This window comes from Streptomyces sp. NPDC006140 (assembly GCF_040628815.1).
Classification (GTDB): domain Bacteria; phylum Actinomycetota; class Actinomycetes; order Streptomycetales; family Streptomycetaceae; genus Streptomyces.
In genome coordinates this window covers 27780-43114 of record NZ_JBEXTS010000025.1, presented here as the reverse complement: position 1 = coordinate 43114, position 15335 = coordinate 27780, and the positions used below count along the sequence as shown (strand labels likewise).

The following is a 15335-nucleotide window of genomic DNA, read 5'->3' as shown; positions in this document are numbered from 1 at the left end:
AAGGGGTTCTCCGTATCGGTGGACGGCGGGACGAGGGAGGAGAGGGGTGTCTCAGGCGGCGCGGCGGCGGAGCTCGAACGCCGCAGCCCAGTGAGGGTGTTCGCTGATCAGGCGGCGGGCGCAGAGGGCGGTGTAGTTGTTGTTCAGCCCGGCGACCCCATGAGGGAGCTGGCGGCGCAGGTCCTCGAACAGGTCCTTCAAGCTGACCCGGGTTGCGCCGGCGGCCAGGCGGCGAGCGGCCATGCGTTCCAGGGGCCGGTGGACGTGCCGGTTGTGGGCGTCGAAGGCGTGGAACTGCTCGGTGATGGTGCGACCAGTCGCGCGGTGCGATCCAAGGGCGGCAATGGACATGAAGTTCTCCACAGGCTGGTGGTGCAGCATGGTCAGGTGCGCAGGGCGGGATCGGTTCGCAGGCGGGCGAAGGCGCAGAACAGACCGAGGGCCTGCAGCGCGGCACAGACGGTGATGACGTGGCCCAGCGCGTCGGGCGGAGTGAGCGCGGTGAGCACGCCGGCGAGGGGGAAGGGCAGCAGGAGGATGAGGATGGTCGCCGACAGGGTGCTGCCGAACTTCTCCGGAGGGATCAAGGGAGCGCAGGGTGCGCAGGACGACCGTCATGCCGCCTTCGCCCGCCATGAGGACCGCGACCAGGACCAGGTAGGACCGGTAGTCGGGAGCCTGGGCAGCGGCGAGACAGCCGAGCGAGGCGAGGGCGGCGCAGGCGGCGCCGACCGGCCACAGGCCAAGGCGGTCGAGCGCGAACCGGCAGAGCGTGACGCTGAGGAGCGTCGCTGCGGCAGCGGCAGACCAGACGAGGCCGACTGCGGTGGTGGACTGCCCGAAGTGCTTGACGACGATCACGGGACCTGCCGCTTGCAGAAGGCCGGTGGCCAGGTTGGACAGGGTCAGCCCGGTCACGAGCCAGCCGAGCGCGGGAAGCGAGCGGATGGTGCGCCACCCGGTGAGCAGTCCGGCCCCGGACCTCCCCTTCGGCGCACGGGCCGGTGCCACGGGCGAGTGCGGAGTGCGCAGGGCAAGCAGCGCGGCAAGCAACGAGAGCACGGTGATCACCGCGAGCATCAACGGCGGACCGGCAAGCAGGAGCACCCCGGCGAGCGCCGGACCGGCCAGGGTCGCCGTCTGGTCGATGCCGAGCAGGACGGCCTGGACACGGTGGGCCCGCCGTCCTGCTCGGCGGCCGGCGGCAGCGCCCGCGGTCTCGGCCGCGATATAGCTGAACTCGGTGAGCACGCCGGTCGTCGCCGCCAGCACCATCACGGTCGCGCTCGCCACGGTGCCGGACGGGTGGAGGAGGAGCAGGACCGCGCCGGCGGCAAGGGCCAGCGCCCGGCCCAGGGAGGCCAAGTGGAAGACCACCGCAGCACCGCGCCGGTCGACAACCGATCCGGCCCACCCGAACGCAGCCAGCCGCGGGATCCACTCCAGGGCGAAGGCTGCACCCGTCAGCGCGGCGGAGCGCGTCGTGGCCAGGACGAGCAGCGGGATGCCGTAGGTGGACATCGCGAACGCCAACGCGTCCGCCGTGCGCGGCAGGTAGATGCTGCGCATCAGCCCGCCGGTGTGGCGTGCGTGCCGGGGTGTGACCGCTTCGCTCACGCGACCGGCTCAGGTTCGGACACCCTGGCCATCTGAAGGTTGTCGGCCAGCCACTGGATCAGGAGCGTGCGGAGACGGGCCAGGCCCGCCTCCGCTCCGTCGGCGCGCTCGGTGATGAGCGATGGTGCCAACAGGGCAAGGACGTGCCGAATGCGGCTGCTGAACTCGCAGACGGGGGCCGGGACGGCGTGACGCCGGGCCCAGCGGGCCATCGCGTCGTACAGGCCGGCCAACTCCATCCCAGCCTCGGTCAGTTCCAAACCGGTGCCGGGCGCGATCCGGATGAGACCGTGGGCGCGGGCCGTGTCGGATGCGCTGCGCCGTTGGTGCGTTGAGAGGTCGGGCAGGGTGCCGGCCAGCCGTCGCGGCGGTATGGCGCCGTTGTCGTCGATCTCGGTGACCAGGCGGACCAAGGACCGCGAGGCGAGCAGTTCGACAGCGCGCTGCGCTTCGGCAGAGGTAAAGGGGGTGCTCATCGGCGCGGGCCTCCCGCCGGGACGGCTGCCTTCGGGCGGGCGGTCGCAGCGTGCGAGAAGAGATCCCCGTTGTGCCAGGCCGGAGGGAACTGGGGTGTCCGAGCGGGTGGGAGCGCCGTGGGGGCAGGCCGAGACTGGCTGCTGATCCACGGCCTCGGCGCGGGCTTCGCCTGCGGGTGCCCCCAAACCGGGTGCTGGGCCGCCTGGTCGAGGGACTGCCCGGCGGCCCACGCAGACAGGGTGCTGAGCACGGGGCCCAGGCCATCGCCGGCCGCGGACAGCCGGTAGGGCCGGCCCATGCCGTCGGTGTCAACCAGGCCGTCGAAGACGAGCTGCCGCAGAGGCGGATAGATATTGGTCCAGTCGCTGCTGGGCATCACGATTCGGGCCAAAGCCCGGCCGCTGACTTCCTCACGGGACTTCAGCACCCACAGGATGGCGGCAGCATGGCGCCGGGTGAGCAGGGTGAGGCTGTCCTCGATCTGCTCGATCGCGGCCAGCGGGCGGTCCGCCTTCTCCAGGTGTTCCTCGGCCCAGGTAACAATCATCGGCAGGACCGGCAGCAGGGCAACGCCACGTTCGGTGTGGCCGTAGGTCACGTGCCGTGCGGTGTGTTCGGTGCGTTCGACGAGTCCGGCGTCGCACAGCGCCTTGAGTTTGGGGTGGAGCTGGCCGTTCTGCAGCCAGGACACCTTGGCCGCCAGCTCGCTGTAGCGCAGCGGCGGGCCGGAGAGGGCCAAGAGGATCCTCACGCTCCAGCGCGGGGTGATCATGGCGAGGGCCTCGGTGACCCGGGCGATGTCGGCGTCGGTGTCAGTGGGCAGAGCGGTGATGGCCAAGGGAGGAACTCCTGGGTGAATGAAAGGGGGGATCGCCTGCGGGTCAACGGCCGTGCGCCGGACTCGGCGCCGCAAGAGGCGGAACCGGAGCAGGCGGCGAGGGAGCCGGCGGGACAGGCGTCGGAGCCGGGACGCGGGCCAGGCTCTGCAGGACGGCGGCGACCGATTTGGCCTGGACCTCGCGGACGGCGACGGCTTCGACGAGCCGGCGGGTGCCGTCGAGAAGGTGGGAGACCTCGTGCGGGCCGATCTGCCGTTCGGGGTGGATGAGCCGGGCGAGGTGGTCGCGGTGGAAGTCGATGCTGCGCTCGGCGAGGGCAAGGTCGTCGTGCATGCCGAGCAGGGCGCAGAGCATGCCGCGCGGCTGGTCCTGGGCGTGGGCTTCGAGGTCGGCGAACGGTGCGCCGTACAGGTCCTCGATCCGTCCAGCTATGTCGGTGGACGTGGGGTGGGGCAATCGGGGGCTTTCACGGTCGGCGGGCCCGGGCCGCCCCGGCACGCTGGGGTGCCGGGGCGGCAGACGGGGGCAGGGTTGCGGTGGCCCTGAGCTGAGCCGTTCGTACGGGCCGGGCCTGCTGTGCGGGCGGGGGCATGGTGCGCAGCAGCTCGCCGAGGGCGGCGCGGTAGGCGGCGCGGGCCTCCAGTGCCGCGTCCAGCCACTGCGCGTCGAAGCGGAGCTTGTCCGCCGACAGTTCGCCCAGGTTGCGGTCCGGATCCATGTCGGCGTGGACGCGGTCGCGGACGCGGGCGGCCTGCTCCTCGGTGAGCGCCAGGAAGGACCGCAGTTCCAGGGCCCGGGCGAGCGCGGGCGAGGCATCGTGGTCGGCAGCCGCCTCGTACAGCTCGAGGACCGGCTTGCCGAAGACCTTCTGCAGGTCTGCGTCCATGGTGGTGGCCTTGTCCCGGCTTATCGGGCGGCCCTTGCCGACCGCCACGCCGTCGCCGGTGCGGTTGAACCCGCGGGCCGGTTGGGGGCGCTGGTCTGCACCGCAGGCCCGGTGCGGGGCCGAAGGCGGGCGAGGCGCTCTGCGGCGAGGTCCTTCTTCCCCGGGGCGTTCGGGTCGAGGAGCCATCGCACCACCATGGCCCGGCCGTCGCGGGCAGTGACGGCCGCGTTCACCCTGTGGGCGAGGCCCATCGTCGGGTCGTCGACCTCGCTGGGCTGGGTCTGCAGTGCGGCGAGGAGGTCGTCCTCCGCGCGCTCCAGCACGGACTGAGCCTCGACGAGAAGGTTGTGCCACTTGACGACGTCGGTGGCGTTGGGATTCGCGGTGGGCGCGGCGGCGACCGCGGCCTTCAACTGGTCCATGCCCATGCCGAAGCGCGCTTCGATCCGTTCGGTGAGCACGCCCACGGCATCCGCAGAATCCTCGGACATGCCGTCGGACAATGGGGACCTCCTGTTCTGGATAGGCCGATGCGTAGGGAATATGAGGGGTCCCGTGCTCGGCGATGAGCCGCCTGCCGGGACGTGCTGAAGTGCGTTTAGTCCAGGCACATGTGGACGTCGCGGTAGACGTACGTGCCAGAGACCCAGCCCCTGACGCCGGTCGTCTTGTCCGTGATGTAGACCCAGTTGCCGCTCTTCTTGTGAGCGGTGAACTTGTGGCTCTTGTAGAGCACGCCGAGCGCCGTGGACTTCGAGCTGGCCTTGGACCGGATGGTCACGGCCTTGGCGTGCACCGTGTACGGGAGCGGCGGCAGGTTGTGGCAGCTGGCGGCGGTTGCTGCGGTGGGTACGGTCGCGGCGCTGGCGGTGGTGGCGGACAGCACCGGCAGCGCGAGTGCGCCGAGCATCGCCGCGGATATGGCAATTCGGGTGGAGCGCATGCGGAAGAAGCCTCCGTGAAGGCGTGGGGAATGTGTGGAAGGGCGCCGCGGGGGTTGTCCCGGCGGCTGTATAAGAGTCCGGAGAATCGCCGGTTTGGCTAACCGGCGATCGTCGGCTATGTTGCGCCGCCCGCGTCGGGCTGAGCGCTCAGCGCGAACGGCCTGGCGGGCGCGGGGCAGGGGCCTTCGCCACACCGGCCGGGCGGCTGGCAGCGGCTGCCGGGCGGACCGGCGGGAGAGGGCCGGCCTCGCTGGTGAGCCGGTCGTCGCACCACTGCAGGGCCTCGTCGACCGTGTCGAAGCCGCCCTCGCGCAGGGTGTGCGTCCAGGTGTCGGTGTCGACCTCTTCGACCACAACGCGGAACGGCGACGGGGCGCGTTCGTCCAGGACGCGCAGGGCCACGACGACGACCATGTCGTCCGGGTCGTCGCTGGTGTAGGAGTAGCCCATGGCGTAGTGGTCGCCGTCGCCGGCGAGGCGTCGCTCCAGTGCTCGCGTGACCTCGTCAGCCGGCGGCGGGCCCAGCTCGGGGTCGAGGCCGATGGCATCGTGCGGGCAGCCGCGGTGGATGAGCCAGGACTGCGCCATCGCGGGCAGCGGCAGCGGGGCCTTCTCGAAGTTGAACGTTCGCTTCTCGTGGTCCCGTTGCAGATGCACGGCGAGCACCTGGGGCATGCCGGGGTGTCCCCAGGTCGCGGTGCGGTCGAACAGGACGTAGTAGCTGTGCGGACCGTCGTGATGTTCGGCGAGGGGGACGAGCATGTCCTCGTGGACGCCGACCTTGCGGTAGAAGTCGAGGTACCTCTCCTCGTCGGCGTCGAGGTCGTCCAGATCGAAGTCGACTTGGGGGATGGACTTCCGGACCGGCGCCGGTTCGGTGGGAGACAACAAGGGGCCTTTCGGTGGAGTTCAGCGCCGCTGCGCCGGAGTTGACGGCGATGTGCGGGGGCAAGCTGGGCCCTTCGGCGTCTGCGTCGTGGGGGCCCGGCGGGCGGCGAAAAGCGCGGCTCGTCCGGCGTCGGCGGGCGCGACCGGCTGGCCGGCGTGTACGGGGGTGACCGGTGTCCCGCGCGACCAGGCCGGCGTCCTCCAGCCGCCGTAGCTTGGCGTGGGAGATGCGGGTGCCGGAGGTGGCTGGGACGGACATCCGACCGGTCAGAAGGTGTTCGTAGAGCTTGGTGCCGCCGGCAATGGCGAGCAGCGCCGCCTGGTCGTCAGTCGAGAGCTGCTGCGCGTCGGGCGCGACGGACGCTGCTGCGACTTCGATGGGTTCCAGGGCGGCGAGCACATCCCGGGCAGCGGTGTCCCGCGCGTCGGCAGCCTCTTCCAACTGGTCCACGGTGCGGTCGATACGCGTGAACAAAGCGCCGTCGACTTCGAACTCGCCGTTGGACAGGCGGTTGAGGAGGCGCAGGTGGAAGATGACGCCAGTCTGGGTCTTGGCCAGCTTCCGGTGCCGGTCCACCAGTTGGGCGTGCTGTTCGTCGAGGACGCCTCGGTCGCGGTAGGCCCACAGGGTGTCGATGTCGTGCCCGGTGGCGGCTTCGAGGCGATGGTCGAGCGGGGAGACCGCACGCCGGGAGGGTGCCGGCGGCGCGGGTTCAGGGGGCATAGGCGACGCTCCGTGCGTTCAGCGGGTGGGATGGTGCGCGGGGTTCGGTGCGGGACGGGGCAGACCCGGTGGCGCAGTGGGCGGCGGACCGGGCCGGGGCACGGGCGCGCGGGCGGCCAGTTGCGGGGAACGGGAGCGTGCCGCGTGGGTGCGGGCGCTCAGCGGCCGGCGAGTCATGCCCAAACGGCGGCCGACCTCGTCGTAGACGTCGTTGCCCGCGCGCGGCCGGATCGCGACGACGTGGATCTCCTTGTGGTGGGCGGACTCCGCGGGCGTCGGCCGGACGGCGTAGACGACGCGCCAGTCCTTGCGGGAGTCCACGAACAGCTTTCGACAGCCCTCCAGGTCACCGTCGAGGCGCAGCCCGAAGCGCTGCGCGTTCACGACTTCCTGCAGGTAGGCAAGGGTGAGGTCACGTATGTCGCTGGGGGCCTGGAGGAGATCGGTCAGCGCGCGCGGATCGAAGCTCAGTCCGAAGGCGGGCTGTCCCTGTCCCGCGGTCATGACGCCGGCTCGTCCTGGTCAGCGGCTTCCGCCGTGGCCTCCGTCTCCGTCCGTACGGACGGCGGCGGACCGGGCAGGAGACGGTGTGCGGGCCGGTCGGGAGAGGTCATGCAGGCCGACAGCGGGCCGCCCGGTGCGCGGATCGCCGCGACGGCGTGGGTGAGGAAGTCTCGGTGCCACACGAACAGGCCGGAGAGCCCGGCTTCGGGATCCTTGTGCTGCTGGTAGGCGAGCCACAAGGCATGGAGCCAGGCCACGACGTCGTCGTGCTCCTGCCACTGCAGGCACCAGGGCGCCGCGGTGGTGACCTCGGCCCCGTAGACCGGGAGGAAGAAGTCGTCGACCCAGTCGGACAGGGCGTCGAGTTCGTCCTCGCGTTCCTCTCCGTCCAGTTCCAGGATCGGGCGGGGCTCCGGTGGAGCGGCGGCCGGCGGGCCGTCGAGTCCCGGCATGCCGAACGCGGCGAACGGTGATCCACTCGGCGACGGGGCGGACGCGAGGTGGTCGAGCTGCTGAGCCTGTTGCGCCGACTGCTCCATGAGCCGCCGCACGCTCGCCTCGATTCCCTCCAGCTGCGGATCCGGAATACGAATCGGCTCCGTCTCTCCATCGTCGGCAGGTTTTGCGGATTCGGGCATTGAGAAGTTCGGCCTCCTACGAGACGCGGAATGAGGGAAGTGCGGGGGCGCACTCGCGCGGCGCCGTCGGCGGATTGCACGTTCCTCCGGCGGCTACGCCTGGGAGCTGGTCGCCTTGGCGAGGACGCGGCTCAGGCTGTGAGAACCAGGTCGTCCTGCGTGAGGGTTGCGCGGATCGTCTCGGTGAGCCGGTCGGCCGCGATCGACGCGTAGTGCTCGGTCTTCTCCACGCCGATGAAGTCCCGGCCTTCCAGCAGGGCGGCCACGCCCGTGGAGCCGGAGCCGGCGCAGAAGTCGAGGACCGTGCCGCCCTCGGGGCTGATCTTGACCAGCTCGCGCATCACCTCGACCGGCTTCTGCGTGATGTGCTGGCGCTTCGCGCCAGAGGGCTGCGAAGCCGAGTACATGCCAGGCAGATAGACGGGGTTGCGGGAGCCGTCGATCGGCCCCCTGCTGGCCCAGACGATGAACTCGCAGTTCTGGGTGAACCGGCCCTTCTGGGGCCTGGCCTGCGGCTTGTGCCAGGCCAGGACACCGCGCCACAGCCATCCGGCCGCCTGGATCGCGTCCGTCGTCGTCGGGAGCTGGCGCCAGTCGGTGAACAGCAGGGCCGTCCCGCCGGTCTTGGTGAGGCGGTGAGCCTCGGTCATGATCTGCGTCAGCCAGAACGAGTAGGACCTCTGGTCCATGTTCTCGCCGGTGAAGTCGGCGAGGTCGTTCTTGGCGTCGGCGGAGGTGTACTTCTGCTTCGCGGAGCGCGTGGTGCGCTCCTTCGCGGTCCGCCCTCCGCTGTTGTACGGCGGGTCGGTGATGACGGAGTCGACGCAGCCGTCCGGAAGGCCGGAGAGAACGGCCAGAGCGTCGCCCTGGTGAAGGGAAAAAGGCAAAGGGGAACCCCGATTCGGGTACGGAAAGGCGGAGGGAAATAGTCGCCTCGCGCAGGAATCCTCGCGGGCCGGAAGTGGGCATGCAGAAGCCCAGGGCCGCAGACCGAGGAGGGCGAGGGGGAGTCCAAAAACTGTAGAGGCGAAACCGCCGACGACCAAGAAGTGCCCTGTCGAGGTATCGGTTTCCGGCACCTCACGCCGACTTTTTGGTCAACCGCCGATCCGCGCCTACTGTTTTTGAACCGCCCGGCGCACACCGCCGCTGGCCACTCCCCTGCCACACCTCACGGAGGTACCCCTTGCCCCGGCACACCTAGCTCACGGCCCGGCCACGCGGAGCGAGCGGCAACTCGCCCCGCACCTGCCCGTCCCGATCGCCCACCCCGGCTGCCGCGCCCTTCCGAGACGCCTCGCGCACGCGGTACGCCGGACACCGCACCCCCAAGGACACGCTCATGATGTCTCGCTACCCACCCATGCCCGAAACCGCTGACCGGCGAGCGGTCCGCTCGGATTGAAGGGGCTCGCCGCCGGCATCGGCGTCGTCTTCCTGTCCCCGATCCTGATCGCCGGCACCGGCATGATGCTGGCCTCCTCGGCCGACGCCGTGCATAGCAGCGGCTCCTTCAGCAGCTGCCTGAGCGACATCGACAGCGACAAGGTCGCCGAACAGGTCACCAAGATCCTCGACGGCGCCTCCGGCAAGGACGTGCACGTCGAGGGCCTGGACCTGCCCGCCGAGCAGGTCCCCAACGCCCAGACGATCGTGGCCGCCGGCCTCTCCCTCGACGTCCCCAAGAAGGGACAGATCATCGCGCTCGCCACGGCGATGCAGGAGAGCCGACTGCGCAACCTCGCCTACGGCGACCGCGACTCCCTCGGCCTCTTCCAGCAGCGCCCTTCCCAGGACTGGGGCAGCGCCCAGCAGATCCGCGACCCCACCTACGCGAGCGAGCAGTTCTACAAGCACTTGCTCAAAGTGAGCGGGTGGCAGCAGATGACCGTCACCCAGGCCGCCCAAGCCGTACAGAAATCCGGCCTGCCAGACGCGTACGCGCAGTGGGAAGAGCTCGCCACCGCGCTGCAGGCCGCCATCGCCAAGACCTTCCCCGGCGGCGAGGACCCGGACCAGGGCAAGGAGCCGGCGACGAGTACGACCGGCTGCGCGCCGGGCCAGGACGGTTCCGGGTTCGGCCGCATCCCCGAAGGGAGCGTCCCGAAGGGCTACTCGATCCCCAAGGACGCCCATCCGAGGGCCCGTAAGGCCATCACGTGGGCGATGCAGCAGCTCGGCACCCTCTACCAGTGGGGCGGCTCCTGCACGAACTCGCACGGCCCCGACCCCATGGGCCGCTGCGACTGCTCCAGCCTGATGCAGCAGGCGTACGCGCATGCCGGCGTCACGCTCACCCGCACCACGTACACGCAGATCAACGAGGGCAAGGCGGTCTCGCCCTCCCAACTTGAGCCCGGGGACCTGATCTTCAGCCGGGGCACCGCCGCACGGCCCGAGCATGTCGGCATGTACATGGGCGAGGGCCTCGTGATCGAGGCGCCGCGCACCACCAAGCCGGTCCGGATCACCCCGATCAAGGACTGGACGATCCTCGCCGCCCGCCGCGTCACCTGATCCCGATCAGCCCGCAGGCCCGCGAGCCGCCGTCACCAGGACCTCACCGGCGGTCTGCCCGATAGCTGGGCTCGGTGGCCGACTCCCCCCATCACTCTCGACCGCTTCGCCGACGGCCGCCCAGCAGGACGAGCCGACGGCCCACTCCCTATCCCCCAACACCCCGGAGCATCCACGTGACAATCCACTCCCGCGTCCGGCGCGCCCTCGCGGCCAGCTCGATCGGCCTCGCAGTTGCGGCCGGCGGCCTAGCCAGCGCCTCCACAGCCCAGGCGTACGACACCGGCCACACGACGATCTCGTGCAAGGCAGTCAATATCCGCAAGGACCCTTCGAAGAAGTCCACCGTCGTGGGCATCGCCTACCGGCACGACAAGGTCACCTATAACCAGTTCGCGTACAAGCGCGCAGAGAAGACCTGGTACACCCACGGCACGGTGACCCGGAAGTCCGACGGCAAGAAGATCCGCGGATACATGATCTACGACTGCGCCAACCCGTACGAGTCGAACCCGGCGCCGAAGCCGTCGATCCCGAAGTAGAACGCCCCGGCAGCCCTCGCTGGCCCCGAGCCGAAAAAGCGGCTTCGAAGCCGCGCCCTGGCCCAAGGAGTGGCCTCTCCCCGCCCCTGCCCGAGGTCGGTCCGGGCGGGGCGCCGCCGCGGCCACTTCCGCGCTCCGAGCGCACCTCCCCCTCCGCTTTCCCCCTTTCCCGCCGGCCCTCGCCTGGCCCGCGTATGCAAGGAGCCCTGCCACACTTATGTCCGTCCCTCTCGCAGACCGCGTCATCCAGCTTGCCTACGACCCAGGCATCTCACCCAAGGGCGGCGGATTGCCCGGGCTGAGTGTGCTGAAGAACGTCGTCAACTCGATCAACATGTTCGGGATCATCGCCGTCGTCGGGGCCCTCGCCGTCTCGCTCGGCGTATGGGCCTGGGGTCACCACACCGGTGGTCACCAGGCCGAGGCCAACGGTAAGAAGGGCGCGGTCGTGGCCGCCGGTGCTGCCCTCGGGTTGGGTGCCGCGAACGGAATCGTGGCCTTCTTCTCCGGTCTGGGGTCTCAGGTCCATTGATGCGGAAACGATCCCCCTCCTTTTCGCTGTCCTCGTACGGCTCGGGCTGGTCGGCCAACCGGCGCATCGCGATCGTCACCTGCGTAGTCGCCGTCCTGCTCGCCATCGCCCGGATCGTCGCCCTGCTGACCGGCGCTGGGAACAGCCACCAGGCCCCGGACGAGGCCCAGCCTGCCCCGGCTGACAGCCCGTCCTCCTCCGAGGCCGCCCCGAAGCCTTCCTCCGGATCCAGTTCGGTGCCCAAGCCTCCGCAGATTGCCGAGCCTGTCGCCTACGCCAAGGCGGCGGCCCGGATGTTGTGGTCGTACGACACCCGCGACACCAGCCGCGACCAGCAGCTCGCCGGCATGCGCGCCTGGATGACCACGGAGACCAAGTACGCCGACTGGGCCTCGGTCTCCGGCCAGGTTCCCGATCCAGTGCTGTGGTCGCGGATGGCCGACCAGGACCAGCACGCCACCGCCAGCGTCACCGAGGGCCACTACCCGTCCGCCTTCAAGGCGGCCCTGGCCGAGGACCCGTCCGCGATCACCGAGGCGTACATCTACGTCGTCACCGTCAACGGCAAACAGACGCTCAGCTGGAAGAAGGGCGGCGGAGGGGCCGAGGAACGGGCCGTGACCCTCGCCGTCCAGTGCCGCCCGAACCACGACTGCACCCTGGCCGCCATCGCACCGAGCGTCACGCAGTGACCCGCGCCTGACACAAGAATGGAGGAGTAACTCCCCGTGGGTTTCTGTGATTTCCCCCTGGCAGACAAGCTGTGCGCCGTCGGTGACGCGGTCGACTTCGCCTCGGACCCCGCCAAGGCCATGGGCGACTGGATGGCGAAGTCCGCCGGTGAACTGGCAGCCGCCGCAGCCGACCTGGCGGCCGAGGCAGTCAACACCACCACCAAGGTCGACCTGAACGCCGGGTGGTTCCGGGACAACTACGAAATGTTGCTGCCGCTGGGCCTGGTTCTGCTGGTCGCGACGTTCTGCGCGCAGCTGGTCCGAGCCGCCGTCAGGCGCGACGGACAAGCCCTGACACAAGCGTTCACCGGCACCATGTCGGGCGTTCTGTTCGCCTTCTGCGCCATCGCCCTGACTACGGTCGCCGTCGAAGTGGTCGACGCCCTGTCCGCCGGCCTGTTCAAGACAGCGAACCTGAACATCGAGTCGGCTGTGCGCCGCATCGTGAAGGTCGGCCAGATCCCGGGCCTGTCCGCACTGGGCTGGCTCGTGGCGGCAGTCGCCGGTCTCGGCGCCGCCATCGGCGCGTTCCTCTACTGGTGCGTGATGATGGTCCGCAAGGTCGGCATCCTCGTCATGGTCACCCTGGCCGTCTTCGCCTCCGCCGGCGGTGGCTGGGAGGTCGCGCGCCGCTGGCGCAGGGGCTGGATCGAAGCCACCGCCACCCTCGTCGTCTCCAAGCTGCTGATGACCGTGATCTTCGTGCTCGGTATCGCCGCCATGGGCAAGACCGAGGCCGGCGATGGTATCGCCGCTCTGGCCGACGTTATGTCCGGCATCGTGATCATGATTCTGGTGTTGCTGTGCCCGTACGCCGTCTTCAAGTTCGTGCACTGGGCAGCCGACGGCACCGACGGCGAGTCCATCCACCGGGCCGGTGGCGCTGGGGCCCAGATGGCCAAGGCTCACGCCGAGAAGGCCGCCCGTAAGACCGCCGCCGCTGCGGCTACCGCCGGAACCGGTGGCGCTGCCGCCGGAGCAGGCGCCGCAGCGCTGGGCAGTGAGGCTGCTGCCGGAGGCGGTTTCCCTGGCGACATCGCCGCCAACCCGACCGGCGGAGGCGGCGAGGGCAAGGAGGGATCGCAGAGCGGCGGAACGGGTGCCTCGCCCGGCGGCGACGCGGTCAAGTCCGGATTGGAGAAGGCCGTCCAGCCCGCGCCGACGAGCGTGTCCGAAGACACCAGCGGCCAGGTGGGCGGCAGCCCGGAGCCTGGCGGATCCGGTGCGAGTGCCGCGTCTGGGCAGAGCAGCGGATGGCAGTCCACTCCGCCGACCACAACCCCTCCGCCGCAGGGGGCACCGCCGTCCTCCGGCACGCAGAACACCCCGTCCAGCGGGGCGAGCGGGCACCCGTCGCCTCCGACCGGCCTCTGATTCCCTGACCGACTCCCGGGGGCGGGATGTGCACGCGCCCTCCCGCCCCCGGGTTCCACCCGCGCCTCCAGGACCCGCCCCTTGACTGATCTTTCCGTCGCCCCGGTCACGGTGAAGTTCCCGCACCGGAGCCGCCGCGGCATCCTCCTCGGCCTCTCCCTGCCCCAACTCGTACTAGTCTCCTGCATGCTGGCCCTGCTGCTGATGACGGTGATCTCCACCGGGCTGCTCGGCGCCGTCGCCCTGGCACCGCTGTGGGCGGCATCCGGGGCACTCGTCGCGATCCGCCGGCACGGCCGCTCCCTGATCGACTGGGCGCCGATTGTCACCCGGTATGCGCACCGTCGCCGCACCGGCCAGACCCTCTGGCTCGCTCGGCCCGTCACCCGTCCCCGGCAGGACGGCGTCCTCCATCTGCCCGGCACCGCCGCTTCCCTCAAGGTGGTCACCCCCGGCGACTCCGCCAACGGCGCCGCAGCCGTCCACGACCCGCACCAGCAGACCCTGACCGCCATCGCCCGCGTCACCAGCCGCGCCTTCGCCCTCCTCGACCCCGCCACCCAGAACCACAACGTGAGCAGTTGGGGACGCGCGCTCGCGGGCATCGCCCGCACCGGGCACGTCGCCACCGTGCAGGTGCTTGAACGCACCGTCCCCGACTCGGGCGACACCCTCACCCGCCACTGGACCCACAACGGGCAGCCCCAGACCCCCGTCGCCGGACAGATCTACTCCGAGCTGGTCTCCTCTGCCGGCCCTGCCGCCGCCCCGCACGAGACCTACCTCGCCATCTCCCTCGACCTCAAGGCCGCCCGGCGCCTGATCAACCAGGCCGGCGGAGGGCTGCCCGGGGCGTTCACCGTCATGGAGCAGACCACCGCGTCCATCGCGCAGGCCGCCCGCAACGCAGGTCTCCAGGTCACCGGCTGGCTGAGCGCGCGGGAAATCGCCGCCGTCATTCGCACCGCCTACGACCCGAAGGCCCTCGCCGCGCTCCAGCAGTGGTCCGAGACCGGCCGCGCCGAAGCCGACCCCGCAGCCGCCGGTCCCGTCGTGCAGTTCGAGGAGTACGACCGCCTCGCCACCGACAGCGCACGGCACGCGACGTACTGGGTGGAGAACTGGCCGAGGACCGAGATGGGGGCCGGGTTTCTGCACGGGCTGATGTTCACGGCCGGCGTGCGCCGCAGCCTCTCCCTTATATACGTGCCGCAGGGGCTCGAGTCCGCGCTGCGGGACGTCCAGCGCAAGAAGGCCGCGATCATCGCCGACGCCAACGAGCGCGCACGCCGCGGACAGGTCGATTCCGAAGAGGACTCCGTCGAGTACTCCGACGTCAAGACCCGCGAACGCCAGCTCATCGCCGGGCACGCGGATGTAGCACTGACCGGCCTGGTCACCGTCACCGCCGAGACCGACGCCCTCCTGGACGCCGCCTGCGCACAGATTGAGACCCACGCCGTCACCTCTGGCGTCGACCTCCGACGGCTCAACTACCAGCAGCCCGACGCCTTCGCCCTCTCCGCGCTTCCGCTCGCCCGCACCGCCTTGTGAACCAACCTCGCCAGTCCGCGCCCTGGCCCACTGCACTCCGGATCACCCGCGACGGGACGCCCGTCGCCACCCTGCCTACCGGCAGGAAGGAACACCACCTTTGACCTCTCCTACGCGCCCCGACGACGCGCACCCCTACCTCCGCGCCGCGAGCGCCGGCATCCGCCACCACGCACGGACCCTAGCGCCGTCGGACGCGGACCCACCCAGGGCCGTGGACCGGCTGCACCTTGACGTGCTGCACGCCCACCTCACCGCTCTGCTCCAGCTTCTGGACCGGCTCGCCGACAGCACCCGGCCCCCTCACCCGGCCGCCGGACGTCACCTGGCCACCGCCCACACCAGGCTCTGGCAGGCCACCACCGAAGTCCACGCCGCCTTCCACCTGCTACCTGGCACAACCGAGGCCAACGCCGGGACGAGCTCCTGTCATCCAGAGCGGCTTCCCGAGGGTCCACCCCTGCTGACCATCTGCCAACGCCACCTCGCCGCCGGACACGTAGTCCGCCGCAAAACCACCCCCACCGACCTCCGCCCGCGCACCACGGCCTGCGTGCGATGAGCA

18 protein-coding genes and 1 pseudogene are annotated in these 15335 nt (G+C 70.6%); 7 read left to right on the top strand and 12 right to left on the bottom strand.

Features of this window, described 5'->3' with window-relative positions:
• Positions 1-51 precede the first annotated feature (51 nt).
• From ABZ386_RS39420 to ABZ386_RS39365, 12 genes and pseudogenes are all read right to left on the bottom strand, one after another.
• A complete protein-coding gene (locus ABZ386_RS39420; protein WP_355721364.1) occupies positions 52-351 on the bottom strand; it encodes a hypothetical protein in 300 nt (99 codons plus the stop codon).
• Positions 352-383: 32 nt separating this feature from the next.
• Positions 384-1617: pseudogene (locus ABZ386_RS39415) on the bottom strand (MFS transporter).
• The gene (locus tag ABZ386_RS39410) at positions 1614-2093 is read right to left on the bottom strand and encodes a regulator (RefSeq protein ID WP_355727828.1); all 480 of its coding nucleotides are present in this window, start codon (positions 2091-2093) and stop codon (positions 1614-1616) included. Before ABZ386_RS39410 ends, ABZ386_RS39415 begins: the two are co-directional and overlap by 4 nt.
• Positions 2090-2932, bottom strand: coding sequence for a helix-turn-helix domain-containing protein (locus tag ABZ386_RS39405; RefSeq protein ID WP_355727830.1), 843 nt, complete (start codon positions 2930-2932; stop codon positions 2090-2092). The genes ABZ386_RS39410 and ABZ386_RS39405 overlap by 4 nt, the downstream gene beginning before the upstream one ends.
• A gap of 43 nt (positions 2933-2975) precedes the next feature.
• A complete protein-coding gene (locus ABZ386_RS39400) occupies positions 2976-3389 on the bottom strand; it encodes a hypothetical protein (protein ID WP_355727832.1) in 414 nt (137 codons plus the stop codon).
• Positions 3390-3399: 10 nt separating this feature from the next.
• Complete coding sequence (locus ABZ386_RS39395; protein WP_356505926.1) at positions 3400-3843, bottom strand: hypothetical protein; 444 nt, start codon at positions 3841-3843, stop codon at positions 3400-3402.
• The gene (locus ABZ386_RS39390; protein WP_355728699.1) at positions 3840-4322 is read right to left on the bottom strand and encodes a hypothetical protein; all 483 of its coding nucleotides are present in this window, start codon (positions 4320-4322) and stop codon (positions 3840-3842) included. The genes ABZ386_RS39395 and ABZ386_RS39390 overlap by 4 nt, the downstream gene beginning before the upstream one ends.
• Positions 4323-4417: 95 nt before the next feature.
• A complete protein-coding gene (locus ABZ386_RS39385) occupies positions 4418-4762 on the bottom strand; it encodes an SH3 domain-containing protein (RefSeq protein WP_355728696.1) in 345 nt (114 codons plus the stop codon).
• A gap of 148 nt (positions 4763-4910) precedes the next feature.
• The gene (locus tag ABZ386_RS39380; protein WP_356505905.1) at positions 4911-5654 is read right to left on the bottom strand and encodes a hypothetical protein; all 744 of its coding nucleotides are present in this window, start codon (positions 5652-5654) and stop codon (positions 4911-4913) included.
• A 739-nt stretch (positions 5655-6393) separates the two neighbouring features.
• Positions 6394-6879, bottom strand: a complete 486-nt coding sequence (locus ABZ386_RS39375; RefSeq protein ID WP_356505907.1) for a hypothetical protein — start codon at positions 6877-6879, stop codon at positions 6394-6396.
• Positions 6876-7418, bottom strand: coding sequence for a DUF4913 domain-containing protein (locus ABZ386_RS39370; protein ID WP_355720476.1), 543 nt, complete (start codon positions 7416-7418; stop codon positions 6876-6878). The genes ABZ386_RS39375 and ABZ386_RS39370 overlap by 4 nt, the downstream gene beginning before the upstream one ends.
• Positions 7419-7648: 230 nt before the next feature.
• Entirely contained in the window at positions 7649-8404 is a 756-nt protein-coding gene (locus ABZ386_RS39365) for a site-specific DNA-methyltransferase (protein WP_355720438.1), read from the bottom strand.
• A gap of 514 nt (positions 8405-8918) precedes the next feature.
• On the opposite strand from ABZ386_RS39365, the gene ABZ386_RS39360 reads away from it, so the two are divergent.
• From ABZ386_RS39360 to ABZ386_RS39330, 7 genes are all read left to right on the top strand, one after another.
• Positions 8919-10034, top strand: coding sequence for a C40 family peptidase (locus tag ABZ386_RS39360; protein WP_355720441.1), 1116 nt, complete (start codon positions 8919-8921; stop codon positions 10032-10034).
• 176 nt (positions 10035-10210) lie between these two features.
• Positions 10211-10576 (top strand): hypothetical protein, encoded by a 366-nt coding sequence (locus ABZ386_RS39355; protein WP_355720444.1) that lies wholly within the window; start codon positions 10211-10213, stop codon positions 10574-10576.
• Between the two features lie 217 nt (positions 10577-10793).
• The gene (locus tag ABZ386_RS39350; RefSeq protein WP_011031268.1) at positions 10794-11108 is read left to right on the top strand and encodes a DUF6112 family protein; all 315 of its coding nucleotides are present in this window, start codon (positions 10794-10796) and stop codon (positions 11106-11108) included.
• The gene (locus ABZ386_RS39345) at positions 11108-11800 is read left to right on the top strand and encodes a hypothetical protein (protein WP_355720449.1); all 693 of its coding nucleotides are present in this window, start codon (positions 11108-11110) and stop codon (positions 11798-11800) included. Before ABZ386_RS39350 ends, ABZ386_RS39345 begins: the two co-directional genes overlap by 1 nt.
• 36 nt (positions 11801-11836) lie before the next feature.
• Entirely contained in the window at positions 11837-13216 is a 1380-nt protein-coding gene (locus ABZ386_RS39340; protein ID WP_355720452.1) for an ATP-binding protein, read from the top strand.
• Between the two features lie 81 nt (positions 13217-13297).
• On the top strand, positions 13298-14770 hold the full coding sequence (locus tag ABZ386_RS39335) for an SCO6880 family protein (protein WP_355720455.1): 1473 nt from the start codon (positions 13298-13300) through the stop codon (positions 14768-14770).
• A gap of 100 nt (positions 14771-14870) precedes the next feature.
• Complete coding sequence (locus ABZ386_RS39330; RefSeq protein ID WP_355720458.1) at positions 14871-15332, top strand: DUF6238 family protein; 462 nt, start codon at positions 14871-14873, stop codon at positions 15330-15332.
• Positions 15333-15335: the final 3 nt, after the last annotated feature.